Annotated in this window: 26 protein-coding genes; 16 read left to right on the top strand and 10 right to left on the bottom strand. The window is 28.9% G+C overall.

Translation table 11 applies throughout. From position 1 onward, the window contains the following. Positions 1-74: 74 nt before the first annotated feature. The 3 genes from MHL31_RS11635 to MHL31_RS11625 form a co-directional block, all read right to left on the bottom strand. On the bottom strand, positions 75-710 hold the full coding sequence (locus MHL31_RS11635; protein ID WP_240226124.1) for a hypothetical protein: 636 nt from the start codon (positions 708-710) through the stop codon (positions 75-77). 425 nt (positions 711-1,135) lie between these two features. After that, positions 1,136-1,723: a transposase gene (locus tag MHL31_RS11630; RefSeq protein ID WP_240226123.1), complete on the bottom strand. Its 588-nt coding sequence runs from the start codon at positions 1,721-1,723 to the stop codon at positions 1,136-1,138. Positions 1,724-1,895: 172 nt separating this feature from the next. Then, positions 1,896-2,720, bottom strand: a complete 825-nt coding sequence (locus MHL31_RS11625; protein ID WP_240226122.1) for a hypothetical protein — start codon at positions 2,718-2,720, stop codon at positions 1,896-1,898. 178 nt (positions 2,721-2,898) lie between these two features. On the opposite strand from MHL31_RS11625, the gene MHL31_RS11620 reads away from it, so the two are divergent. The 3 genes from MHL31_RS11620 (at position 2,899) to mscL (ending at position 5,084) form a co-directional block, all read left to right on the top strand. Next, a complete protein-coding gene (locus MHL31_RS11620; RefSeq protein ID WP_240226121.1) occupies positions 2,899-3,516 on the top strand; it encodes a thymidine kinase in 618 nt (205 codons plus the stop codon). Beyond that, positions 3,506-4,615 carry an alanine racemase gene (gene alr, locus MHL31_RS11615; RefSeq protein ID WP_240226120.1) on the top strand — a complete coding sequence of 370 codons (1,110 nt, stop codon included), beginning with the start codon at positions 3,506-3,508 and terminating at the stop codon, positions 4,613-4,615. Before MHL31_RS11620 ends, alr begins: the two co-directional genes overlap by 11 nt. Before the next feature lie 64 nt (positions 4,616-4,679). After that, positions 4,680-5,084, top strand: coding sequence for a large conductance mechanosensitive channel protein MscL (mscL, locus tag MHL31_RS11610; protein WP_240226119.1), 405 nt, complete (start codon positions 4,680-4,682; stop codon positions 5,082-5,084). Positions 5,085-5,207: 123 nt separating this feature from the next. Here the strand turns inward: mscL and MHL31_RS11605 are convergent, their stop codons facing one another. The 5 genes from MHL31_RS11605 to MHL31_RS11585 all read right to left on the bottom strand — a co-directional run bounded on the left by MHL31_RS11605 (position 5,208) and on the right by MHL31_RS11585 (position 9,678). Continuing rightward, positions 5,208-6,704, bottom strand: coding sequence for a GH3 auxin-responsive promoter family protein (locus MHL31_RS11605; protein WP_240226118.1), 1,497 nt, complete (start codon positions 6,702-6,704; stop codon positions 5,208-5,210). A 2-nt stretch (positions 6,705-6,706) separates the two neighbouring features. After that, complete coding sequence (locus tag MHL31_RS11600) at positions 6,707-7,576, bottom strand: M23 family metallopeptidase (protein WP_240226117.1); 870 nt, start codon at positions 7,574-7,576, stop codon at positions 6,707-6,709. Between the two features lie 85 nt (positions 7,577-7,661). Next, positions 7,662-8,243 carry a nicotinate (nicotinamide) nucleotide adenylyltransferase gene (gene nadD / locus MHL31_RS11595; protein ID WP_240226116.1) on the bottom strand — a complete coding sequence of 194 codons (582 nt, stop codon included), beginning with the start codon at positions 8,241-8,243 and terminating at the stop codon, positions 7,662-7,664. Then, complete coding sequence (gene gmk / locus MHL31_RS11590; protein ID WP_240226115.1) at positions 8,244-8,816, bottom strand: guanylate kinase; 573 nt, start codon at positions 8,814-8,816, stop codon at positions 8,244-8,246. A 4-nt stretch (positions 8,817-8,820) separates the two neighbouring features. Continuing rightward, the gene (locus tag MHL31_RS11585; RefSeq protein WP_240226114.1) at positions 8,821-9,678 is read right to left on the bottom strand and encodes a YicC/YloC family endoribonuclease; all 858 of its coding nucleotides are present in this window, start codon (positions 9,676-9,678) and stop codon (positions 8,821-8,823) included. A gap of 118 nt (positions 9,679-9,796) precedes the next feature. On the opposite strand from MHL31_RS11585, the gene MHL31_RS11580 reads away from it, so the two are divergent. Further along, positions 9,797-10,834: a glycosyltransferase family 9 protein gene (locus MHL31_RS11580; RefSeq protein ID WP_240226113.1), complete on the top strand. Its 1,038-nt coding sequence runs from the start codon at positions 9,797-9,799 to the stop codon at positions 10,832-10,834. 164 nt (positions 10,835-10,998) lie between these two features. Here the strand turns inward: MHL31_RS11580 and lysM are convergent, their stop codons facing one another. Further along, on the bottom strand, positions 10,999-11,472 hold the full coding sequence (gene lysM, locus MHL31_RS11575) for a peptidoglycan-binding protein LysM (protein ID WP_240226112.1): 474 nt from the start codon (positions 11,470-11,472) through the stop codon (positions 10,999-11,001). 127 nt (positions 11,473-11,599) lie between these two features. Between lysM and upp the strand changes: the two genes are divergently transcribed. After that, positions 11,600-12,250 (top strand): uracil phosphoribosyltransferase, encoded by a 651-nt coding sequence (gene upp / locus MHL31_RS11570; protein ID WP_240226111.1) that lies wholly within the window; start codon positions 11,600-11,602, stop codon positions 12,248-12,250. Here upp and MHL31_RS11565 read toward each other — a convergent pair. Next, a complete protein-coding gene (locus MHL31_RS11565; protein ID WP_240226110.1) occupies positions 12,245-13,168 on the bottom strand; it encodes a DUF6427 family protein in 924 nt (307 codons plus the stop codon). The genes upp and MHL31_RS11565 overlap by 6 nt on opposite strands. Before the next feature lie 42 nt (positions 13,169-13,210). Between MHL31_RS11565 and MHL31_RS11560 the strand changes: the two genes are divergently transcribed. The 11 genes from MHL31_RS11560 to MHL31_RS11510 all read left to right on the top strand — a co-directional run bounded on the left by MHL31_RS11560 (position 13,211) and on the right by MHL31_RS11510 (position 25,074). Next, positions 13,211-13,408 carry a uracil phosphoribosyltransferase gene (locus MHL31_RS11560; protein ID WP_240226109.1) on the top strand — a complete coding sequence of 66 codons (198 nt, stop codon included), beginning with the start codon at positions 13,211-13,213 and terminating at the stop codon, positions 13,406-13,408. A 50-nt stretch (positions 13,409-13,458) separates the two neighbouring features. Further along, entirely contained in the window at positions 13,459-14,130 is a 672-nt protein-coding gene (gene trmB, locus MHL31_RS11555; RefSeq protein WP_240226108.1) for a tRNA (guanosine(46)-N7)-methyltransferase TrmB, read from the top strand. Positions 14,131-14,134: 4 nt separating this feature from the next. Further along, complete coding sequence (locus tag MHL31_RS11550; RefSeq protein ID WP_240226107.1) at positions 14,135-14,749, top strand: LysE family transporter; 615 nt, start codon at positions 14,135-14,137, stop codon at positions 14,747-14,749. After that, positions 14,746-15,078, top strand: coding sequence for an MGMT family protein (locus MHL31_RS11545; RefSeq protein WP_240226106.1), 333 nt, complete (start codon positions 14,746-14,748; stop codon positions 15,076-15,078). Before MHL31_RS11550 ends, MHL31_RS11545 begins: the two co-directional genes overlap by 4 nt. A gap of 111 nt (positions 15,079-15,189) precedes the next feature. After that, entirely contained in the window at positions 15,190-16,317 is a 1,128-nt protein-coding gene (locus MHL31_RS11540; RefSeq protein ID WP_240226105.1) for an Mrp/NBP35 family ATP-binding protein, read from the top strand. 9 nt (positions 16,318-16,326) lie between these two features. Further along, entirely contained in the window at positions 16,327-16,575 is a 249-nt protein-coding gene (locus MHL31_RS11535) for a NifU family protein (protein WP_240228893.1), read from the top strand. Between the two features lie 146 nt (positions 16,576-16,721). Further along, on the top strand, positions 16,722-17,528 hold the full coding sequence (locus tag MHL31_RS11530; protein ID WP_240226104.1) for a DUF3108 domain-containing protein: 807 nt from the start codon (positions 16,722-16,724) through the stop codon (positions 17,526-17,528). Between the two features lie 51 nt (positions 17,529-17,579). Continuing rightward, entirely contained in the window at positions 17,580-18,851 is a 1,272-nt protein-coding gene (locus tag MHL31_RS11525; protein ID WP_240226103.1) for a peptidoglycan DD-metalloendopeptidase family protein, read from the top strand. 7 nt (positions 18,852-18,858) lie between these two features. Beyond that, positions 18,859-20,430, top strand: coding sequence for a glucose-6-phosphate isomerase (gene pgi, locus MHL31_RS11520; protein WP_240228892.1), 1,572 nt, complete (start codon positions 18,859-18,861; stop codon positions 20,428-20,430). Between the two features lie 477 nt (positions 20,431-20,907). Then, positions 20,908-23,433, top strand: coding sequence for a TonB-dependent receptor domain-containing protein (locus MHL31_RS11515; RefSeq protein ID WP_240226102.1), 2,526 nt, complete (start codon positions 20,908-20,910; stop codon positions 23,431-23,433). Positions 23,434-23,445: 12 nt separating this feature from the next. After that, positions 23,446-25,074, top strand: coding sequence for a choice-of-anchor J domain-containing protein (locus tag MHL31_RS11510; protein WP_240226101.1), 1,629 nt, complete (start codon positions 23,446-23,448; stop codon positions 25,072-25,074). Positions 25,075-25,106 lie beyond the last annotated feature (32 nt).

Genomic DNA, 25,106 nt, shown 5'->3' with positions numbered 1-25,106 from the left:
ACTTCAGTTGTATTTTAATGTTGTAAAGGCTTCTACTTCTCTAAGCCGACAAACTGCCAACTGCAAATTACTAACTATTTAATAGCCCAAATAACATCGGATTTTATTAGTTGATTCTGAAAATAGAAACTCTCTAAATTTTGAGCATCAAAAGTACTTAAATAAGTTGAAATAATTTTTTGAAGCCATAGAATTTCAGATTTTAACTTCCAATTATCTTTTGGATTGTTATAGTCTAATACAACTAAAAAAAGGCGATTTTTTAAATGATGTCTTTTTTGCTGACTTTGATTTTTATAAAACCATTCTATAAGTTCTCGTGTGTGTTCTATAGCATAAGGGACCGATTTATTAAAACCCTTAGGAAAAACCGTTGTTTTATGATCGAAAGGAATGTTTGAAATATAGAAATCGGTGTATTTATCTTTTGAATTTTTATGAGCAATTACTTGTTCATGTTCACAAAAAGAAGCTTCAATTGCTTTTGCCGACCAAAAATTAAACCATCTGTTTAGTGCATAATTTTTTAAATCTAAATACGCATCGCTATTTTTAAAATTTGCATCAATTTGAGCTAAAAGTGCCTCAAAATTATTGGTTTTATAAATAAAATTAGTAGCATTATCTAAATTATTGGTTTGCTTTCTTCCCCAGATATAGGGAAAATCTAATCTTTTTTTTAATTCTTTTTCTAGCTGTAAAATGTTCATTAGCACTAATGTACACTTTTTATTAGTACAAACCTAACAGGTTTTGGAAACCTGTTAGGTTTAAAACACTGAATTATTTCTAGCGAAAAAAACAACACCGAAAACCTAAAACCCTTTCTTAATTAATACAAATAACTGCTTTCAGAAACTTGCTAAACTTAAAAATCAACCTATAAAACCTTAAAATACAGAATTGCTTTAAGCTAATACAACCCTAAAAGGTTTTGGAAACCTGTTAGGTTTAAAACACTGAATTATTTCTAACGAAAAAACAACACCAAAAAACTAAAACCCTTTCTTAATTAATACAAATAACTGCTTTCAGAAACTTGTTAGACTTAAAAATCAACCTATAAAACCTTAAAATGCAAAATTGCTTTAAGCTAATACAACCCTAAAAGGTTCTAGAAACCTGTTAGGTTTAGCTATTCTAATAAATAATTGCGAATGGCTTCAATATTTAATTTTTTCATGTTGTGCACAAACTTAAAATTATCAATATCATTAAAAAGCTGAATTACTATTAATCTTTTTAATAATGTTGGTTTTGTTGAAATCAAACTTTTATAAGAAGAATATTTATAGTTTTCAAATTCTGAAAAACTATGATGTTTAGAGTTTGTATTTACATATACAATTAGATTGTATAAATATGTTTCATCACTAATTTTAATTCGTTTTAAATGTTCTTGAAACAAACTACCAGTTCTTTTATATTGTTTATTAATAGCTTTTGTATAAGCATTAAATAAATTTGAGAAAGGTTGGTGCAATTTGCTTTTCTCATTTCTAATTTTTTCTGGAAGCGTTTCTAAGTCTTTAATTCTTATAATAAAATGAAAATGATTAGGAAGTAGGCAATAACTATAAATATCGCAAATTGGCAGTAGGTATTTTTTAACTAATGCTAAAAAATAAATGTAATTCTCATCATTTTTAAAAATACACTCTTTATTGTTGCCTCTATTGTATAAATGATAAAAATTTGATGGTTGAAAAGGTTGATATTTCATAGCTTTTTTAATTTAATAAATTAAACTACAAAAATCTGTATTGAAAACCTAACAAGCTTTAGAAACTTGTTAGACTTAAAAATCAACCTATAAAACCTTAAAATGCAGAATTGTTTTAAACAAACACAAACCTAACAGGTTTTAGAAACCTGTTAGGTTTAGTATATTAATATTATAAAAACTTACGCTCTATAAGATCTATTAAACGTTGTTCATATTCACTTTTATCGCTCCAATTATAATCTGGTTTCACAAAATTATTTAGAAAATCTTTAGCTTCCGTTTCAGTTTTAAATGAATTTAATTGTGATAAAACTCGGTTAAAATCTTCTTGGCTTCCTTCAAATAAATGTTTTACAAATGCTATTCTATCGTTTAAACCTATTTGTAAATTATTTTTAAATAACGTATCGTTTATAGAACGTTTTTTTTCTGTAACTACAGGAGTCTCTTCAACAACTGGATTTTCTTTAGTTGCTTTTTCAAAAAGATTTGTTGCAACATCGGCAGAAATAGCATCTTTAAATTCTTCTTCTAATGTAGCTGATTTAGGGTCTTCAGTTTTTTCAGAAATAACTGTTGATGTTTCCTTTGGAATATCTGGAGTATCTGGAATATCTTCAATAGAAAATGCCGTTTCTTGTTCTAAGGTTAAATCCTGTTCTTTTTCCTGTTCTTTTGTTACTTCAATTATAGATTCAACCGTTTTAACAATTTCAGGTTCTTCAATAATAGTAGTTATAGTTTCTTTTACTTTTTCTGTTGCTTCAACCGTTTCAACAACCTCATCAACTGTTTCGCTTTTCTCTACTTTTTCAAGCTCCTCAGCTATTTCAAAATCTCCAATACTATTTAAATTTTCTTCAACAAACTTTAAAATTGTCAATTTTTCGTAGATAGCTTGTGCTTTTTTATGCAAAATAGTTACATCGTTATTTTTTAGTTCTAAAATACTATGTGCCAGATGCTCTAATTCAGCTTCTAATTTTTTGTGCATAAGTTGATATCTTTATTGATTATTGATATGTTATTTTTAATAAATTTGTACGAATTCAGAAAAACAGTAATTTCTGCATTACAAATTAAACAATTTAATTCGAAAAAAAATACTATTAAGTATTACATTCGGTTATAAATAAAAAAATACAATAACCTTTGAAGCGTGAAATTACAAAATGTTTCTTGAAAATACAGTAAATCATACCGAACAATTTGGCTGGATAGAAGTTATTTGTGGCTCTATGTTTTCTGGTAAAACAGAAGAACTAATACGAAGACTAAAACGCGCCCAGTTTGCAAAGCAAAAAGTAGAGATTTTTAAACCCGAAATAGACACAAGATACGACGAAGAAAAAGTGGTATCTCATGATTCTAATGAAATACGTTCAACACCAGTACCATCTTCTGGAAATATTAGACTTTTAGCCACAGATGTTGATGTTGTTGGTATTGATGAAGCTCAGTTTTTTGATGATGAAATTGTTGCTGTTTGTAACGATTTAGCAAACCGAGGAATTCGTGTAATTGTTGCAGGACTAGATATGGATTTTAAAGGAAATCCGTTTGGACCGATGCCTGCCCTAATGGCAACAGCAGAATATGTAACCAAAGTACATGCCGTTTGCACACGTACAGGAAATTTAGCACATTATAGCCATAGAACTGCTACTAGTGATGCTTTAGTGCTATTAGGTGAAACTCAAGAATATGAACCCTTAAGCAGGGCAGCATATTACAAAGTTATACAAGAGGAAAAAAAGAAAAAAGCAGAACAACTTAAAAATGGAAAATAACCACGTTTCTGTGCTTGAAATAGATTTAAATGCTATTGATTTTAATCTAGAATTTTTCAAATCTAAACTTAAACCATCTACCAAAACACTTATTGTAGTTAAAGCTTTTGGTTACGGATCAAGCGCTATTGAAATTGCAAAATTTTTAGCACCAAAAGCAGCTTATTTTGCTGTTGCTTACCTTGATGAAGGTATTGCACTACGCAACGCAGGCATTAAAACACCTATTTTAGTACTACACCCTCAAAAAGTAAATATTGAAAAAATAATTCGCTTTAATTTAGAGCCTAATATTTATAGCACCAATATTTTAAATGCTTTTATAGACACTGCATCTACTTTAAATCTTAAAAATTACCCTATTCATATAAAATTTAATACTGGTTTAAACAGATTGGGTTTTACTAAAAAAGATATTTCTAAAATTGCAACCATAATAAATAACCAAACTGCTGTAAAAGTAGCTTCTGTTTTTTCTCATATAGCTGCAAGTGAAGATTTAAATGAGCGTGCATTTACCTTACAACAAATTACTACTTTTAATACACTAGCTGCAGAACTTACCAGTAAATTACCAAATATACCTTTTAAACATATGCTAAATACCTCAGGTATTATAAATTATGCTAAGGAAGCGCAATTTGATATGGTACGTCTAGGAATTGGTTTATTTGGTTTTGGAAATGAAGACAAATACACCAAACAATTAAAAAATGTATTGACTTTAAAATCTGTAATCTCTCAAATTCATACTATTGAAAAAGGAGAAACCATAGGTTACAACCGTGCTTTTAAAGCCGATTCAACTATAAAAACAGCAACAATACCAATTGGACATGCTGATGGAATTTCTAGACAATTACATAATGGAAAAGGATTTGTTTATATTAACAACACAAAAGCTCCTATTCTTGGAAATGTTTGTATGGACATGATAATGGTTGATGTTACAACTATAGATTGCCTTGAAGGAGATGAAGTTATAGTTTATAAAGACCAATTCCATATTGAAACATTAGCCGAAAAAATACACACAATTCCGTATGAAATTCTAACCGCAATTTCACAAAGAATAAGACGCGTGTTAAAAAAGTGTTAAAGAAATAAAAAAATTTATTACATTAGCGGCAACTTAATAATTAACTAAAATTAAAAAAATGGGAATGTTAAAAGAATTCAAGGACTTTGCAATGAAGGGAAACCTTATTGATATTGCAGTAGGTTTTGTAATGGGTGCCGCATTTAAAAGTGTTGTAACTTCATTTACAGGAGGTATTGTTTCTCCACTAATTGGTTTAATATTTAATTCTGACTTAAAAGATTTAAAATATATTGTAAAAGAAGGGGTTGCTGATGAAGCTGGAAAAGTTGTAGGTGAAGTAGCTGTACTATATGGAGATTTTTTAACAAATGTAATTGATTTTATAATTGTTGCTTTTGTAATGTTTATGGTTGTAAAAGGTGTAAATGCAACTAAGAAAAAAGAAGAACCAGCTCCAGAAGCTCCAAAAGGACCTTCTCAAGAAGATTTATTAGCTGAAATTAGAGATTTATTAGCTAAAAAATAATAACTAAAGAAATTTAACCAAACTTTCTTTAATTCGAAAAAGGGATTGCAAATTGCAATCCCTTTTTTATTTACTAATAATATCTAAAATTAAGTAGCCTAAACTACTACTGTAGTTAAATAATTATTTTTCTTTAAACTCTGTTAATGCATCTGCAATTTTTCGATCATTAGATAAACGTGGTACTTTATTTTGTCCACCTAATTTTCCAACCGATTTCATATACTTATTAAAACCACCTTTTTCAATCACTGTAATTTTTAAAGGTTGTAAAATTTTACCAACTATTAAGTCTAAATAATAGCTATTCTGTTGTTGTAAAGTAGCGTCTATTTTTTTTGCAAAATCTTCAATATCAGTTGGCTTTTTATCAAATTCTATAAACCATTCGTGGTATGGTAAGCCTGTTTCTGGTGTTATTTGCGGTGCAACTGTAAATTCGCTAACACTAATTTCGGTATCAACGGTATGTGCATTTATAGAATCTTCAATTTCTTTACCAATTACATGTTCTCCAAATGCAGAAATAAAATGTTTTATTCTTCCTGTAACTACAATTCTTGGTGGGTTAATTGATAAAAACTCTATGGTATCTCCAATATTATACCCCCAAAGACCAGCGTTTGTATTTAAAATAATAACATAATTTACACCTAACTTAACATCTGCTAATGAAATTCTTGTTGGATTTTCATTAAAAAATTCTTCAGAAGGAATAAATTCATAAAACATTCCATTATTCACTAAAAGCATCATAGCTTTTTCATTTTGAGAATCTTGGTAGGCAATAAAACCTTCAGAAGCAGGATACATTTCAATTGCATCAATTTTTCTACCTATCAATTCTTCAAACTTATTTCTGTAAGGTTCAAAATTAACACCACCGTAAGCAAATAAATTAAAGTTTGGAAAAACCTCTCCTACTTTTTTTCCTGTACGTGCTACAATTCTTTCAAAATACATTTGCACCCAAGGCGGTATACCTCCTATAAGTGTCATATCTTCATTTATAGTTTCATCTATAATTGCTTCAATCTTTTGCTCCCAATCTTCAATACAATTGGTTTCCCAACTTGGCAGTCTGTTTTTTGTTAAATACTGAGGAATATAATGTGCCGTTATACCAGATAACCTACCTACATTAATTCCGTTTTTTTCTTTTAATTCTGGACTTCCTTGTAAAAAAATCATTTTACCATTTAAGAAGTCTGTATTTTTAGTTTCGTTTATATACAGTAAAAGTGAATTTTTTGCCGCATTTATATGCATTGGCATAGATTCTTTTGTTAAAGGAATGTATTTTGTACCTGAAGTTGTACCCGAAGTTTTAGCAAAATATAGGGGTTTTCCTTTCCATAACACATCAGATTCTCCAGCTACAACTCTATCTATATATGGTTTTAAAGCTTCATAATCTCTAATTGGAACTTGACTTTTAAAGTCTTGATAATTTTGAATTTTATCAAAATTATGATCTTTTCCAAAAGCTGTATTTTTTGCTTTTACAATTAATTTATTAAATACTTTTTGCTGAACTTGAACCGAGTTATTACTTTCTTTATAAAATTTATTTGTTACAAGTTTTGCAAAAGGTTTTGCTAAAATAGATTTAATACTCATAGTTATTCAAAATCAATATAATTAACAGGATTAACGGGATATCCTTCATTCCATAATTCGAAATGTAAATGTGGTCCTGTACTAAACTCACCACTGTTTCCTGCAGAAGCGATTACTTCTCCCGATTTTACTAAATCGCCTTGCTCTTTATGAATTGCTGTATTGTGTTTATAAACAGATATAAAACCACCAGAATGCTTTACAATAATAACATGTCCAGTTTCTGAAGTCCAAGCAGCAAAAATTACCGTTCCGTCGGCAACAGATTTAACAGGAGTTCCCATTTCTACAGCAATATCTACTGCAAAATGTTTTGTTTTTGGGTTATACCCATCTGTTAAAGTTCCTACTACAGGAGCAAAAAACACAATATCTGCTTTTTTAGTTGCTTCATCAAAAATGCTATACCTATCAGCTCTTTCTACGTCTAATCTAAATTCTAAATCTGCTTCTGAAGGGTTAAGATTCATAGAATCTTTATCAAAATGTATGGATTCTAATACGGAGTCTTTATCGAATTGAACTTCGGTTATTTCTCCAGTTAACAAATCTCTAACTTTTTGAATGTATATATTATTAACTTTTAGAACTTGCTCTAAAGAATCTGTTTTATATATTAGTTGGGTTGCTTCTCGCTTTAATTTAGTTGAAGAATATCCAGGAATGTATTCTCTTAGTTGGGTAAAAGCAATTAAAAATATGGTTCCAACAATTAATAAAATAGAAAATAAACCTCCAAAAATAAATACATTTAATCTAGTTAATTTAAACGATAACTTTTCTTCAAAAGTATCTTCATTTAAAACCACTAAACGGTATTTATTTATTAATTTTTGTCTAAATTTCCCTCTATTTTTAGGTTTTTCTGCCATAGTTTGAATTAAAACAAATATACAACGAAAATTTGTTTAATTAATTTTAGTAGGCACCTATTTGAGTGTTAAATCTAAGCCAAAATTACTTTCTATAAAAATTCATTTCGTCTATATATTTCCACACATTTGGTGTCAACATAATTCTAATATCTTTTTTTTCTTTGATACTTTTTCTAATAAATGTTGATGAGATTTGAACAATTGGAGCATCTACTCTATGCACATGTGGATGTTTTAAAAACTCACTTTCTACAGTACCTTCTGAAATTCTAGGATACACATACAACTCGTAATTTTCAAGAATTGTTTCATAATTTTTCCATTTATGAAACCCTTTTAAATTATCCTCGCCCATTATTAAACAAAATTGGTGTTTTGGATATTTTTCTTCGATATGAATTAATGTATTTATAGTATAGTTAGGTTGCGGTAATTTAAACTCTATGTTCGAAGTTTCTAATTTTGAATATTCTTCAACAGCAATATCTGCAATTGCTAACCTATGTATATTATCTAACATAGATTTTTTTTGTTTAAACGGACTTAAAGGTGTTATTACAAACCAAACTTGATCTAAATCCGAAAATTCGGCCATATAATTTGCAATTATTAAATGCCCAATATGAATTGGATTAAAGGTTCCGAAAAACAATCCTACTTTCATTTATTTTACAAAGTTTTCAATTAATTTATGTGCTTCATTTTTTGCATCTTCTAAATTATCATTTACTAAAATTACGTCAAAATCCTTTGCATAATTAAGTTCTTTTGATGCTTTTGCTACGCGTTCTTTAATTTTTTCTTCGGTGTCTGTTTTTCTATTTCTTAACCTGCGTTCCATTTCTTCAATAGATGGCGGTTGTACAAAAACAGCTAATGTTTGTTCTGGAAATTGTTTTTTTATGTTTAAACCACCAATAACATCAATATCAAATATTACGTGCTTTCCTAATTTCCAAATACGTTCTACTTCTTTTTTTAAAGTTCCGTAGTAATTATCGGTATAAACCTCTTCCCACTCTATAAAATCTTCTTTATCTATATGGTTTTTAAAAGCTTCAGCAGAAATAAAATAATAATCTTTTCCATCTATTTCTTTACCTCTTAGCGGACGAGAAGTTGCCGAAATTGAAAAATCTAAATTTAATTGTTTTTGCTTTAATAAATGATGTACAATTGTTGTTTTACCAGAGCCTGAAGGTGCCGAAAAAACAATAAGTTTCCCCTCTTTTTGCATGGTTCTATAATACGTTTAAATTTTGTTCTTTTATTTTTTCAAGTTCATCTTTCATTTGAACTACTAATTTTTGCATAGGAGCAAAATTAGATTTAGAACCAATTGTATTTATCTCTCTACCAATTTCTTGCGTAATAAATCCTAATTTTTTACCATTAGAGTCGTCAGATTTTAATGCCTTTTTAAAGTAATCTAAATGGTTTTTTAATCGAACTTTTTCTTCGGTAATATCTAATTTTTCAATATAATAAATAAGTTCTTGCTCAAACCTATTTTGATCTATATTAGTTTCTAATTCTGCTATAGATTTTCTTAATTTCTCTTTAACAAGCTCAACACGTTCTGGATCTACTTTTACTACATCTTTAAGCAGATTTTCAATATTTGAAATTCTTAATATAAAATCTTCTAACAAAGCTTTTCCTTCGTCAACTCTATATGTTTTTATTTCAGTAACCGCTGTTTCAATTGCAATGTTTATCTGTTGCCATTCTTCCGCATCTAATTCTTCGCGTTCAGTTTTTAAAGAATCTGGTAATTTTACAGCCATTTTAAGCAATTCAATTTCGCTAGAATCTACTATAGTTCTTAGTTGATTCATATATTCTTTTACAACATTTTCATTTACTTTAGACGAAAGTTCAACACCATTGTTCTCAATAAAAACAGAAAAATCAACTTTTCCTCTCACCAAAGCTTTAGCCAGTTTTTTACGAATATATAATTCCTTTTCTCTATAATAAGCCGGAATACGAACGTTTAAATCTAAATTTTTACTGTTTAACGATTTTAATTCAATCGTAATTTTTTTGGTTGGAAGTTGTAATACGGTCTTGCCGTACCCAGTCATTGATTGTATCATCTATTTTCAATATTTTGGCAAATTTAAGCAAATTTAACTACATACAATTGTAACAAGTTTTTTGTACTAAAACTATTGTGTACTTTTGATGCATATTATTAATATTAGCAGTTATATTTTGAATAATTTTAAACATTTATTGGTTATTAGACTCTCTGCAATGGGAGATGTTGCTATGACCGTTCCAGTATTAAGAGCTCTTGTTGATCAACATCCAAATGTTAAAATAACAGTGCTTTCTAAGCCATTTTTAAAACCCTTATTTAAAGACATTAAAAATGTAAATTTTGTTGCTGCAGATGTAACTAATAAACACAAAGGTTTTTTTGGAATTTATAAATTGTATAAAGAATTAAAACTTTTAAATATTGATGCCGTAGCAGACTTACACAATGTTTTACGCTCTATAGTTTTACGAACTTTTTTTAAAATTTCATTTAAAAAAGTAGCTTTTATTAATAAAGGAAGAAGTGAAAAACGTGCTCTAACACAAACTAAAAACAAAGTTTTTAAACAATTAAAAACTACACACCAACGGTATGCCGATGTTTTTAGAAGTTTAGGATTTCAATTAGATATTTCTAATCCAGTTTTTCCAGAAAAAAAACAACTTTCTAAAGAACTATTAAAAATTACAGGCACTAAATCTGAAAAATGGGTAGGAATTGCTCCTTTTGCACAGTACAATTCTAAAATGTACCCAATAGATTTAATGAAAAAAGTAATTGCAGAATTATCTAAAAACAGCAATTTAAAAATACTTTTATTTGGTGGCGGTAAAAAAGAAGTTGAAATTTTAGATGCTATTGCTACTAAATATACTAATACAATAAATATTGCGGGAAAGATAAAGCTACAACAAGAACTAAATTTAATTTCAAATTTAGATTGTATGTTAAGTATGGATTCTGGAAACGCACATTTTGCAGCAATGTTGGGTATAAACACCATAACTATTTGGGGAATTACACACCCATTTACAGGTTTTGCTCCTTTTAATCAACCTTTTGAAAATGCAATTTTACCCGATTTAAAAAAGTACCCAAATATACCTTGTTCTATTTATGGTAATAAAGTATGTGAAGGTTATGAAGATGTTATGTTAAGTATTCCTCCAGAAAAAGTAACAACTAAAATTCTTGAAGCTATTAAATAATAAAGACTGTTTAAAAAGTTAAATTTAATGTCAACCTGAACATATTTACTCACCAATTCAAGTTCTCATATTGATTGATTTCAGTATGATGAGATTCTGAAACAAGTTCAGAATGACGGTTTTTTTAAACTTTTTAAACAGCCTTTTAAATACAACTTTAAGTTTTAATCTAAAGCTGGTATTCTTAATACTTGACCTGGATAAATTTTATCTGGATCTGTAAGCATTGGTTTATTCGCTTCAAAAATAACTGGATATTTCATTGCATCTCCATAATATTTTTTAGCAATTTTACTTAAATAATCTCCTTTAACTACTGTATGAAATTGAGCTTCAGGTTCTGGAACTTCAACAGTCATTTTGTCATCAACTGTTGCTATACCTTCAGTATTTCCTAATACCAAAATTACTTTTTCACGAGTTGCCTGAGAATCTGCTTGTCCCCAAACAGTTGCATTGTCTCCATTAACTTCTACATTTAAATCTTTTACTTTTAAATCTAAAGTTTCGATAGCATTCGAAAGCTTTACTGCTTTTTCTTTAGCAATAGCCGCTGTATCAGCTGCTTCTTCTGCAGTAGTTTTACCGATACCAAAAACTTTAGCTCCAGCATCTTTAATAAATGAAAATAATCCCATGTTCTTTTTCTTTTTTTAATTATTAATTAATTTTTAAAAACTTAAAATTAAATATACAAAAATTAAACCAAACCTTTCGTTTAAAATCTCGTTTTAAAGTTTTATTTTTGCTAAAAATACGCCATATATGATTGTCAATATATTAGATTCCAAAAAATCAATATTAAATAAATTTATTTCTGAAATAAGAGATGTGTCAGTTCAAAAAGATTCTATGCGTTTTAGACGAAATATTGGTAGAATTGGTGAAATAATTGCATATAAAATTAGTCAGACATTAACTTTTGAAAAAAACACAGTTACTACACCTCTAGGAACTAAAGTAGTAGACACACCAAAAAACGATATTGTTTTATGTTCAATTTTAAGAGCTGGAATTCCTTTACATGATGGACTTCTAAATTATTTTGATGATGCAGAAAACGCTTTTATTTCAGCATATAGAAAACAACGAAACGATAAAGAGTTTGACATTAAAGTAGAGTATTTTGCTTCACCTAGTTTAGATAACAAAACATTAATTTTAGCGGATCCAATTTTAGCAACTGGCCAATCTTTAGTTGCTGTTTTTGAAGGTTTAAAAAAACATGGTACTCCAAAAGAAATTCATTTAGCTTGTGTTATTGGTGCTACAGAAGGTATTGAATATATTAAAGATCACTTTCCAAAAGACACAAAATTATGGATTGGAACTGTTGATGAAAAATTAAACAGTCATGGATATATTGTTCCTGGTTTAGGAGATGCAGGAGATTTAGCTTTTGGCGTAAAATTATAGTAAATACACCGCAATAGTAACTATAAAAAATAAATATAAAATTACATTCTTAAATATTTTAGATGTAATTTTTTGTAAGTAGTTAGCTATTATTACTCCAGATGGAAATAATAGAAAAAACATTTCTGAACCGTTCTTATGTGGCGAAAACAATACAATTACAATTGAAATAATTAAGTGATTTATAATTATTTGAAATGCTGATTTAAAAGAATTGTTAACCAATAATACTTTAGGTGTTAAAAAAACAAGACTCCATAATATAAGTGTTATTAATACAGATAGTGGTATTAAATATTTTAAATTATTATAGCTGTAATAATCAAAACTGTATTCTAAAATTAGCTTATTGTAAAAAACATCTAGACTTTCAAAATAAAAATGATAGGTAAAAAACCCGATTATAGGAAACAAAAATCCAATAATAGGTATTGCTAAATTTTTTAAAGTAATTTTATTGTAGAGAAACATTGCTACATAAATCAATATTAAAAATAAAATACTCCAAGAATATAAAATTGCTGAAATACCAATCCAAAAACCGGCATCAAATAATTTAGATTTTGTATTAAAACCCGACTTTAAACTATAAATTTTTCTAAACGCAAAAAACAGTAATAAGTTGGAAAAAAATAAGTTTACATTAAACATTGTTTCGTAAAAACTACCAAACAATAAAATAATTATTAATAAGGCATACGAGTTATCACCTGTTAATTTATTCTTATTTATAATAAAATTTATAGCCAATAACATAAAAACAAATCCAATAAAACCAACCAGAATAACTCCAAAAGATACTATTGAAACATTAATTTGAGTAAATAAAAATGTTGCTATTAAATACAATATTGCAAAGAGCAATAGTAGGTTAACAATTATTACAGGTTTAGATTTATTAAAAAAATTTGCTATCATTACTATATTTCATACTTTTGTCTGTAAATATAATTAAGAAAAATGATTGCAAACAATATTTTTAAAGCGATAGGTGATTTTTTTACTAATGTTTTATTTGCTCCTTACGACAGTATTAGAGGAATGGATAATTGGTGGGCTCAAAACACAATAAGTTGGGTTTTTATTATTATCGTATTTTTTGCCTTTTTATATTGGCTAGGCGAAATAAGAAAATACAAAAAAGCTGGAAACGAGTAATTTCTATTCCTAAATTTATTTAAATTTCCTTTTAAAACACACTACTAACTGTGGGAAGCAAAAACAAATTAAAAAGATTTCGTGAAAACGATACATTTTCTAATGTAATTCAACCTACACGAGAAGAAATACTTAAAGGCTTTTCAAAAAAAGGAAACTGGCAAGCATTTTTTAATAACAACAATCCAATAGTTTTAGAATTAGGATGCGGTAAAGGTGAATACACAATTGCATTGGCTCGTAAAAATCCAAATGTAAATTATATTGGTATTGACTTAAAAGGTGCACGTTTTTGGCGAGGTGCTAAAACTGCATTAGAAGAAAACTTAACTAATGTTGCATTTATTAGAACTCAAATAGAATTAATTGATTTAATATTTGCTGAAAACGAAGTAGCTGAAATTTGGATTACTTTTCCAGATCCACAAATTAAATATACACGTACAAAGCATAGATTAACAAATGCCGTGTTTTTAAAGAAATACCATCAAGTTTTAAAACCAGAAGGTATAGTAAATTTAAAAACAGATAGCGAATTTATGCATGGTTATACCTTAGGTTTATTACATGGCGCAGGTCATGAAGTTATATATGCACATCACGATATTTATAAAAATGCTCATTCACCTAAAGAAGTTACTGAAACACAAACTTTTTACGAAAAACAATATTTAGAAAAGCAAAAACCTATTACTTATATTCAATTTAGATTAAACTATTAATATTATGGTGCTACAATTTATTTTAGGGTTTTTAACCTCTTTTGTAGCGGCTACACCTCCTGGTTTATTAAATTTAACCTCTTTAAAAATTAGTTTAGAAAAAGGAAAGCGAAAAAGTTACCATTTTGCTTTTGGTGTTACTTTTATTATTTTTATACAAACCTATATTTCGTTAGTTTTTATAAATTACCTTCATAACACATCTTTTATTGGAACATCTTTTCAACAAATTGCGGTAATTTTATTTGCGTTACTTTCTATTTTCTTTTTTTACAAAGGAATAAAAGAGAAAAAAACACAAAAAATAAAAAAATCGAAAATTAAAAATAGTTTTACGCTTGGTGTAATTTTATCATCTTTAAATCTTTTAGCAATCCCTTATTATTGCAGTGTAGGAAGTGCATTAAAATCTAACGGCTGGATGGATCTTACGCAAACAAATATTGTAATTTTTATGTTAGGTTCAGGATTTGGAACCTTTGCTTTATTAAGTATTTACAACAACTCGGCTAAATTAATTCAAAAAAAAATGGGTTTAATTTCTAGAAATATCAATTTTGTTTTGGCTGGAATTACAGGCTTAATTGCACTTATAACATTAATTCAATTATTAAATTGAAAGAAACTGATAATTTTTTTGATAAAGTATACAAAGTAGCTGAACAAATTCCATTTGGAAGAGTAACTAGTTATGGAGCAATTGCAAAATATTTAGGAGCTGCACGTTCTGCTAGAATGGTTGGTTGGGCTATGAATGCATCTCACAACAATCAAAAAATTCCAGCACATAGAGTTGTAAATAGAAAAGGCTTATTAACCGGAAAACAACATTTTGATGGCACTAATTTAATGCAACAATTATTGGAGAGCGAAGGTATTCAAGTTGTAGAAAATCAAATTCAAAATTTCGACTCCCTTTTTTGGGATCCGTGTAAAGAATTATCTTAAACTCTAAAAAAATTAGTGTAACATCAACAACATTACTTTTTAAAACAAGTCTTTTTATATTCACCTGAACTCTGTATCTTTGTTGTTTAGAATGATTTTATATAAAAAATTATGGCTTATAATAAAAAAGATATCACAAAAGCACTTGAAACTATAACAGCACCCGGAGAAGGTAAAAGTTTAGTTGAAAGTGGAGCAGTTAAAAATATTGTTACTTTTGATAAAGAAATTATTGTAGATGTAACTATTAGTAACCCTACACTACAAGCAAAAAAGAAAGTTGAAGTTGAAATTATGAAAGCTATTCACTTACATGTGGATCAAAAAGCCGACGTAAAAGTAAATGTTACTTCAGAAGCACCTCCAGTAGCACCTTTAAAACCAGAAAAACCAAAAGTACCTGGAATTAAAAATATTATTGCAATTGCCTCAGGAAAAGGTGGTGTAGGAAAATCTACAATTACTGCAAATATGGCAATATCACTTCAAAAAATGGGTTTTAAGGTTGGTATTTTAGATGCCGATATTTATGGTCCCTCAATACATTTAATGTTTGATGTTGCTAATGCAAAACCACTATCTGCTGAAATTGAAGGTCGCTCAAAAATGTTACCAGTAGAAAGCTATGGTGTAAAAATACTTTCATTAGGTTTCTTTACAGATGCAAATCAAGCTGTAATTTGGCGTGGAGCAATGGCTTCAAAAGCATTAAATCAAATGATTTTTGATGCGCATTGGGGCGAATTAGATTTTCTATTAATTGATTTACCTCCAGGAACAGGAGATATTCACTTATCAATAGTACAAGCAGTTCCTGTAACAGGTGCTGTAATTGTAAGTACACCTCAAAATATAGCTTTAGCAGATGCTAAAAAAGGAGTAGCTATGTTCCAACAAGAAACTATTAACGTTCCTGTTTTAGGTATTGTTGAAAACATGAGTTACTTTACACCAGCAGAATTACCAGATAATAAATATTATATTTTTGGAAAAGATGGTGCAAAAAATTTAGCTGAAGATATTGATACTGAATTTTTAGGAGAAGTACCATTGGTACAAAGTATTAGAGAAGCTGGTGATGTTGGTCATCCAGTTGCTCTACAAGAAAATACACCTTTAGAAGAGGCTTTTAGTTTAATAACTAAAAATGCGTTATCGCAATTAGTAAAAAGAAACAAAGATTTACCTCCTACAGAAGTTGTAAGAATTTCCACTATGAGTGGTTGTAGCACAAACTAAATTATGAAAATGAATCCAGAAGAACTAAAAGCAAATGTAGAAAATGCTTTACAAGAAATAAGACCTTATTTAGAAGCTGACGGTGGCAATATTTCTTTAGTTGAAATTACTGAAGATACAGTAAGTGTCCAATTAGAAGGTGCTTGTTTAGGTTGTTCTGTAAATCAAATGACTCTAAAAAATGGTGTTGAAGCCACTATAATAAAACATGCTCCTCAAATAAAAAGAGTAATAGAAATCAACGGAATTAAATTTTAACAAGTACATGAGTAAGCCTATTCTAGTTTCTTACAATACTTTTAAAATATCAAAATTAATAAAAGCTTAACTATTAAACGTTTGGCTTTTATTATTTTTGGAACAGATATTGTATTTCACTTAAGAAACAAATTAGTACTATCCCAATGAAAAAATATATTTTTATACTATTCCTTCTGATTTTTACTATATCACATAGTCAAACGGTGAAATTAGATGCTGTTAATTCAGAAAAGAAATTTGCATTCCAAGGTGGAGAATGGTTGAAATTTAGAATGAGTTATAGTAATTTTTTTAATGCGGGCTTTTCTACTATTGAGGTTAGAGATACTGAAAATTCAGGAAAAGAAGCCTTTCATATTATTGGTAAAGGAAAATCAACCGGTATTGTAAGCTTATTGTTTAAAGTAAAAGATGACTATCAAACATTTATCTATAAAGAAACCTTAAAACCATATCGATTTATTAGAAAAATTGATGAAGGAGGTTATACAAAAGATAAAGAAATTACGTTTGACTATAACACAAAACAAGCAATAGTAAAAAATAATAAAAAAAATACAGAAACAAAGCACCCAATAAATGATGAAATTCAAGATATGCTATCATCGTTATACTATTTAAGAAATCAAAAATTAAATAATTTAAACGTTGGAGATGAAATTGAATTGCCTATGTTTTTTGATCAAGAAATTCATAACTTTAAATTACAATTTTTAGGAACAGAAGTAATAAATACTAAGTTTGGAAAAATTAACTCTTTAACTTTTAGACCTATGGTACAAGCAGGTAGGGTGTTTAAAGAGCAAGAAAGTGTTACTGTTTGGATAAGTGATGATGCTAATAAAATTCCATTAAGAATTAAAGCTTCACTTGCAGTTGGATCTCTTAGAGCAGATTTAGATGCTTTTAAAGGATTAGCCCATCCTTTTAACATTATTTTTGACAATTAAATTGTACTTTTGTGTTTTATTTTTTAAATCTAAAAAAATACAAGTAAAACATTGAAAAAATTATTTACACTTATAATATTCGCCATATTAATTTCTTGCAAAGAAAATAAACCCGAAGTAATTAACATTCCAAAAGAAGTAAAACCAGTTGTTATTGAAGAATTTGGTTTTAAATTAAATGATTACAAAGTAATTAATGACACTATTAAATCTGGCGAAAATTTTAGTGAAATTTTAGATAGACATCGAATAGCATATCCAAAAGTATTAGAAATTGTTAATAAAATTAAGGATACATTTAATGTAAGAAAAATAAAAAGCGGTATCCCTTATACAATTTTAGCTAAAAACGATTCTACCCAACAAGCGCAAGTTTTTATTTACCAACACTCTAAAGTACGATATACCGTAATAGATTTTAAAGATTCTATAACCACTGCCTATAATGGAAAAAAACCAGTAAGAAAAGAATTAAAAACAGCTTCTGGAATTATAACCAATAACCTTTCACAAACTATGGATGATTTAGGTTATAGTTCTTATTTAACATCTAAAATGGCAGATCAAATTTATGCCTGGACAATAGATTTTTCTAGACTTCAAAAAAATGATAAATTTAAAATAATATATGAGCAATTATATATAAATGATACCGTTCCTGTTGGAATTGGAGAAGTTAAAGCTTCCTTTTTTGAACATGGTGGTAAACCTTTTTATGCATTTCAATTTGTTGCCGATACTACCTTAAATATTCCAGATTATTTTGATGATGAAGCCAATAATTTACGTCGTCAATTTTTAAAAATGCCAATTCAATTTGGAAGACTTTCATCTCGTTATAATTTAAAAAGAAGAATTGCTTTTTACGGTAATAAAATTAGACCGCATTTAGGTACTGATTTTGCTGCACCAATTGGAACTCCAATTATGGCTACAGCAAATGGAGTTGTTACAGAATCTCGTAGAAAGGGAGGAAATGGTAATTATGTAAAAATTCGTCATAATAGCACTTACAGCACTCAATATTTACATATGAGTAAACGAGCCGTAAAAGTTGGAGACGTTGTAAAACAAGGAGATGTAATTGGTTATATTGGTATGACAGGAAACACATCTGGACCCCATGTTTGTTATCGTTTTTGGAAAAATGGCAAACAAGTAGATCCGTTAAAAGAAGAATTGCCAGCTGCAGAACCTATGAAAGAAGCTATAAAACCAGCATATTTTAAATTTATAGAATCTCTAAAAAATCAATTAGACGCAATCGAGTACCCTGAAATAAGTACTGAAATAATTACACCACAAGAAGAATTAAATTCATAAATTAATACTGATGAAAAATATAAATCCTACTGAAACTAATGCTTGGAAAAAACTTACTAACCATTACGATACAGTAAAAGACCTTCACTTAAAGTCGCTTTTTAACAATGACGCTACTAGAAAAGAAACATTTACTCTTAATTTTAATGAGTTTGAATTTGACTTTTCTAAAAACAGAATAACCAAAGAAACTATAGAATACCTTTTAGAATTAGCAAATGAGTCTGAATTAAAAAGTGCTATGGATGCTTATTTTTCTGGAGACAAAATTAATGAAACAGAAAAAAGAGCTGTATTACACACTGCTTTAAGAAATCAAACTGCAACAGAAATTTTAGTTGATGGTAAAAATGTAATGCCAGAAGTAAAAGAAACACTAAGTAAAATGGAATCTTTTACTAATAAAGTTGTTTCTGGAGATTGGAAAGGATATACAAATAAATCAATTACAGATGTTGTAAATATTGGTATTGGAGGTTCAGATTTAGGACCTGATATGGTTGTAGAATCATTAAAATACTATAAAAATCATTTAAATGTACATTTTGTTTCAAATATAGATGGAGACCATGTTCAAGAAACTATCAAAAATCTAAATCCTGAAACTACCTTGTTTGTTATTGTTTCTAAAACATTTACAACTCAAGAAACACTTACAAATGCTACTACTATAAAAAAATGGTTTTTACAAACTGCTTCAGAAAAAGATGTTGCAAAACACTTTGTTGCTGTTTCAACAAACTTAAAAACAGTAAGTGAATTTGGAATTGATAGCGATAATATTTTTACAATGTGGGACTGGGTTGGTGGTCGTTTTTCATTATGGAGTACCGTTGGACTTACTATTAGTTTAGCTGTAGGTTTTCAAAATTTTAAAGACCTATTAATTGGTGCTTTTGAAATGGATGAACATTTTAAAAATACACCTTTTGAAAAAAATGCACCTGTTATTTCAAGTTTAATAGGTATTTGGTATACAAATTTCTTTAAAAGTGAAAGCGAAGTTATTCTACCATATTCTCAGTACTTAAGCAAACTTGCACCATACTTACAACAAGCAATTATGGAAAGTAATGGTAAAAGTGTTGATAGAAATGGAAACCGTGTAAACTACCAAACAGGAAATATTATTTGGGGAAGCCCTGGTACAAACTCTCAACATGCTTTTATGCAATTATTACACCAAGGTACTAAATTAATTCCAGCAGATTTTATTGGATTTAAAGAGTCTCTTTATGGTAATGTAGAACATCATACAAAATTAATGGCTAATTTTTATGGTCAAACACAAGCTTTAGCTGAAGGAAAAACCAAAGAAGAAGCACATTTAGACTTAAAAACACAAGGTAAAATTGATGAAATTGAAACCTTACTTCCATTTAAAGTTTTTGAGGGAAACAAACCAAGTACAAGTATTTTAATTGATAAATTAACACCAAAAACTTTAGGAGGTTTAATTGCATTTTATGAACATAAAATATTTATTCAAGGTATTATTTGGAATATTTACAGTTTCGATCAATTTGGAGTGGAATTAGGTAAAGAATTAGCACATAAAAACCTTCAAAAAAACAACTAAAATACAAAGGAAAATAATTTTACATCCTTTCTAGGTTTAAAAGCTGTCTAAAAAGCAAATTTTCATCTGTCTGAACTTATTTTCAGAATAATGAATTTTTATATTTTTTAGACAGCTTTCTAATTTTAGAAAAAATCTGCTATTTTAACCTTAAAAATTAGATTTTACGACATACTGAACTAAAAAAAAGGGGAATAAATACATTCTAAAGAAGAATTTATTAGAAAAATACGAATAAACTTATAAAAATTTCTTTTTTAAAAAAAGTAATCTCATAAAAAAACACTCCATTTTTAACATATTATTAATTTATATTAACATTTGAATATTTCCACCTATCTGATTATCAATAAACTCATCTATTTTTTGTATATTTATGGTTCTTAATTAAATGTTAAAGTTTAACAATTAATTAAAGGTAGAATCAACAAAATATTGCATTTTTGCAGGACATTTAATTCAAATTAAAATTTAAAAATGAGAAAATTTAAACATTTATTAATGGTAGTAGTACTTTGTACTTCCGCTACTATTTTTGCTCAAACAAAACTTACTGGAAAAGTAGTTGACGAAACAAGTCAGCCTTTACCTGGAGCTTCTATTGTTGTTAAAGGATCTAGCACAGGAGTTTCTACAGATTTTGATGGAAATTTCACATTAGAAACATCTATTTCTAGTGGTACTATTGTAGTTTCATTTGTTGGATATGAAGCTAAAACTTTAACATTTAGTGGTTCTAAGAACTTTAATGCAATTGCATTAAATCCTTCTGCAGAGTCTTTATCTGAAATTGTAATTACAGCAACTTCATTTGCAATTGACAGAAAAACACCTGTAGCAGTTTCAACTGTAAAAGCAGATGTTATTGAACACAAATTAGGATCTCAAGAATTTCCTGAAATCTTGAAATCTACACCTGGTGTATACGCTACTAAATCTGGTGGTGGTTTTGGAGATGGTAGATTAACATTAAGAGGGTTTAATTCTGAAAACGTTGCTGTAATGATTAATGGAGTTCCTGTTAATGATATGGAAAACGGAAAAGTTTACTGGTCTAACTGGGCTGGTTTAGCTGATGTTACTAGCGCAATGCAGGTTCAACGAGGTTTAGGAGCTTCTAAATTAGCTGTACCTTCTATTGGAGGAACAGTAAATATTTTATCTAAAACTACAGATGTAGAAAAAGGTGGAAATATTTTTACAGGTGTTGGTAATGATGGATACCAAAAATATGGAGCTACTGTTTCAACTGGTTTACTTGACAATGGATTTGCAGCAACTATTTCTGCTTCAAAAACAAAAGGTGATGGTTATGTAGATGGAACTGAATTTGAAGGTTACAACTACTTCATTAATATTTCAAAACAAATAAATGATAATCATAAAATTGCAATAACTTCTTTTGGAGCACCGCAATACCATGGTCAAAGACAAAACCAAAGCTTAATTTCTACATATAGAAATGCTGAAAGTGGTATAAAATTTAACCCAAACTGGGGACTTAGAGACGGTAATGTTGTAAATGTTGAAGATAACTTCTACCACAAATCACAAACTTCTTTAAACCATTATTGGACAATTAACGATAAAACTAACGTATCTACTGCATTGTACGCTTCTTGGGGAGCAGGTGGTGGTGGTGGTACTGCTGGTAACACTAGTTTGTTTAACAATAGAATTGGTGGTGATGACCAACCAATTGATATTGATAATATTGTTGCAATAAACCGTGCAAATGGTGATTTAGGTTTAGGTGCTGAAGCATATTTAAGAGCATCAAGAAATGACCATAGTTGGTTTGGTGCTTTATCTACATTAAAAACAGAATTAAACGAAAACTTATCATTTATTGGAGGTATCGATTTAAGAATGTATACTGGTAAACACTTCTCTGAAGTTACAGATTTATTAGGTGCAGATTATGCGCTTGACGATAGCGATGTAAATAACCCTAATGCTGCATTACAAGTTGGTGATAAAAGAGATTATTGGAATGATGGTGAAGTGGGATGGCAAGGTTTATTTACTCAATTAGAGTACGATAAAGATAATATTGCAGGTTTTATTTCTGCAGCTTTTTCAAACACTTCATATAAAAGAATTGACTATTTCCAATATGTACCAGGAAATCAAGAAACTGATAAATATAACTTTACAGGGTACAGTATTAAAGGGGGAGCAAACTACAATATTAATGATGAACACAATGTTTTTGCTAATATTGGATATTTTGAAAAAGCACCAGGATTTGATGCGGTTTTCTTAAATTATGATAATGACCATATTAATGCAGATGCTGAAAATCAAAAAATATTTAGTGCTGAACTTGGTTACGGATTTAGAGGAGCAAATTTTGCAGCAAATCTTAACATATATAGAACTGAATGGCAAGATAGAACTTTAACAAGAAGTTTTGAAAACCCAGATGGAACTTTTAATTCAGCAAATATATTAGGTGTAAATGCACTTCACCAAGGAATTGAATTAGACTTTACTTACAGACCTTCAGAAAAATTAAGTGTAATTGGTATGCTTTCTTTAGGTGACTGGACTTGGGATAATAATGTAACTGATGTTCAAATTTTTGATGAAGAACAAAACTTAGTTGATACTGTAGACTTATATATTAAAGGATTAAAAGTAGCTGAGGCAGCTCAAACAACTGCAGCATTAGGGTTGGATTATGAATTAATGGACAAAACAAACTTTACAGTTGACTTTAACTATTTTGCTGATTTATATGCAGCATATGATCCAAATGATAGAGGCTCTGTAGGACCTCAAGCTTGGAAAGCACCTGACTATTCTACTTTTGATATGAGTATAAGACACGGATTTAAAATTGGTGACTTAGACGCTACATTAATTGGAAGAATGAACAATGTATTTAATACAGAATATATTGCTGATGCTACAGATGGATCAGGTTCTGTTGATTCAACTGCACTAGTTTGGTTTGGATATGGAAGAACTTTTAACGTAAGTGCAAAAATTAACTTTTAAAATATTACAATAATGAAAAAATTAATTTATATAATGATGGTTTTAGGCTTGGTGTTTACAAGCTGTGACCCAATGGATGATATTTATTCAGCTATTGATGCTCAAGAAGAAGTAATAGTTGGTGATGTTGAATTAATACTTACTGATGATGATTATGATGAACTTGGAGTTGATGGCGGTTTCTCTACTCTTGATGAAGTAAAAACTTTAATGCCAAATTACTTAAGCGACTTATACCCTGTTTGGGGTGATGGTTCCTCTGCAATTATTCATTACAAAATGAAAGATGGTTTAAGCAACCTTCCTGAAGTTGTTGAACTTACAAATGCAGAATCATACTATTTAGCAAATTCAGATTACCCAATGGGAGGAAGCAATGCTATTGGATTTTTCCCAAATGAAGACCCATTAGAATACATAGGGGATATTTTAGAAGCTAACATTCCATCACCTGAAGAAGGTGACATTATATTAACAACTTACAAACAATATGTAGGTGAAGTTACTACTGGTCTTTCTGACTATTACGAAGCTTCTTTTAATGGTGATCTTAGTGGTTTTGAAGCTATAAATGTAATGGGATCTAAAGATTGGTATGCTAGTAGCTACGGAGATTACGAATATGCTAAAATATCTGCTTATGGAGATGGTCAAAACGAAGATTGGTTAATTTCTCCAGAAATTGATTTAACAGATCAAACAAATGCAAGTTTTCAAATAAACCAAGCTGCTCCATTTATAAATGGAGATTGGGATTTAATTAGTGTATTAGTTTCAACTGATTATACTACTGGAAGTGATCATACTGCTGCTACTTGGGATGAACTTACTATTGAAACTATGCCTTCTGGAGAAGATTATGACTATGATTATGTATTATCTGAATTAGTTGATTTATCAGCTTATAATGGTGAATCTATACATGTAGCTTTTAAATATATTGCTACAGATTCAACTGCTCCAACTTGGCAAATTGATTTTGCAGTAATCAAAGTTCCTGGAATTGAAGGAACAACAGATTCTAAAGGAACATATTTTCAATATACTAATGGTTCTTGGGAAGCAATGGAAGGAGTTTACTATTTAAGTACTTCTGACTACAATTCAATGGGAACTGAATCAGGAACTCCTGGTAGATATGATAATTTTGATAGTACTATTATCCCTGAAAACTACTTACCAACTTTCTTGAGTAAAATGGATTCTTATGCACAAGAAGAAGACAATTTAATTGTTATGTACAAATATTATGCTGGAACAACATCTGTTAAAGGTAACTTGTACACTGTTGTTGACGGTGAATGGACTGCAAACGATCCTGTTACACAATTTGGACACGATGGTAATAATTGGGTTCCAGACAACACAATAAAGTATACTTTTACGCAAGCAGATTATGATTCTTTAGGAACTGAATATGGATTTCCTGGTTACTACGATAATTTTGATGTAAGAGAAGGTACTGATAATTATGAAAGCCCTGAATCTATATTAGCATATATTAATACAGTACTTTTAAATAACTTCCCTGGAATGGCTGAAGGACAAAAATTTGCTGTTCTATATGATGTATATTCAGGTACTGCAGAAGTATGGGAAATGAGAGTTGTTTTAAGTGGTGGTGTTTATGTACTACAATAGTTAAATCTTTTATTTTTCAATAAAATATAATA

This window comes from Lutibacter sp. A80, from assembly GCF_022429645.1.
In the GTDB taxonomy this organism is placed as follows: domain Bacteria; phylum Bacteroidota; class Bacteroidia; order Flavobacteriales; family Flavobacteriaceae; genus Lutibacter.
The sequence above is the reverse complement of the archived record's forward strand: the minus strand, read 5'-3'. Positions and strand labels throughout refer to the sequence as shown.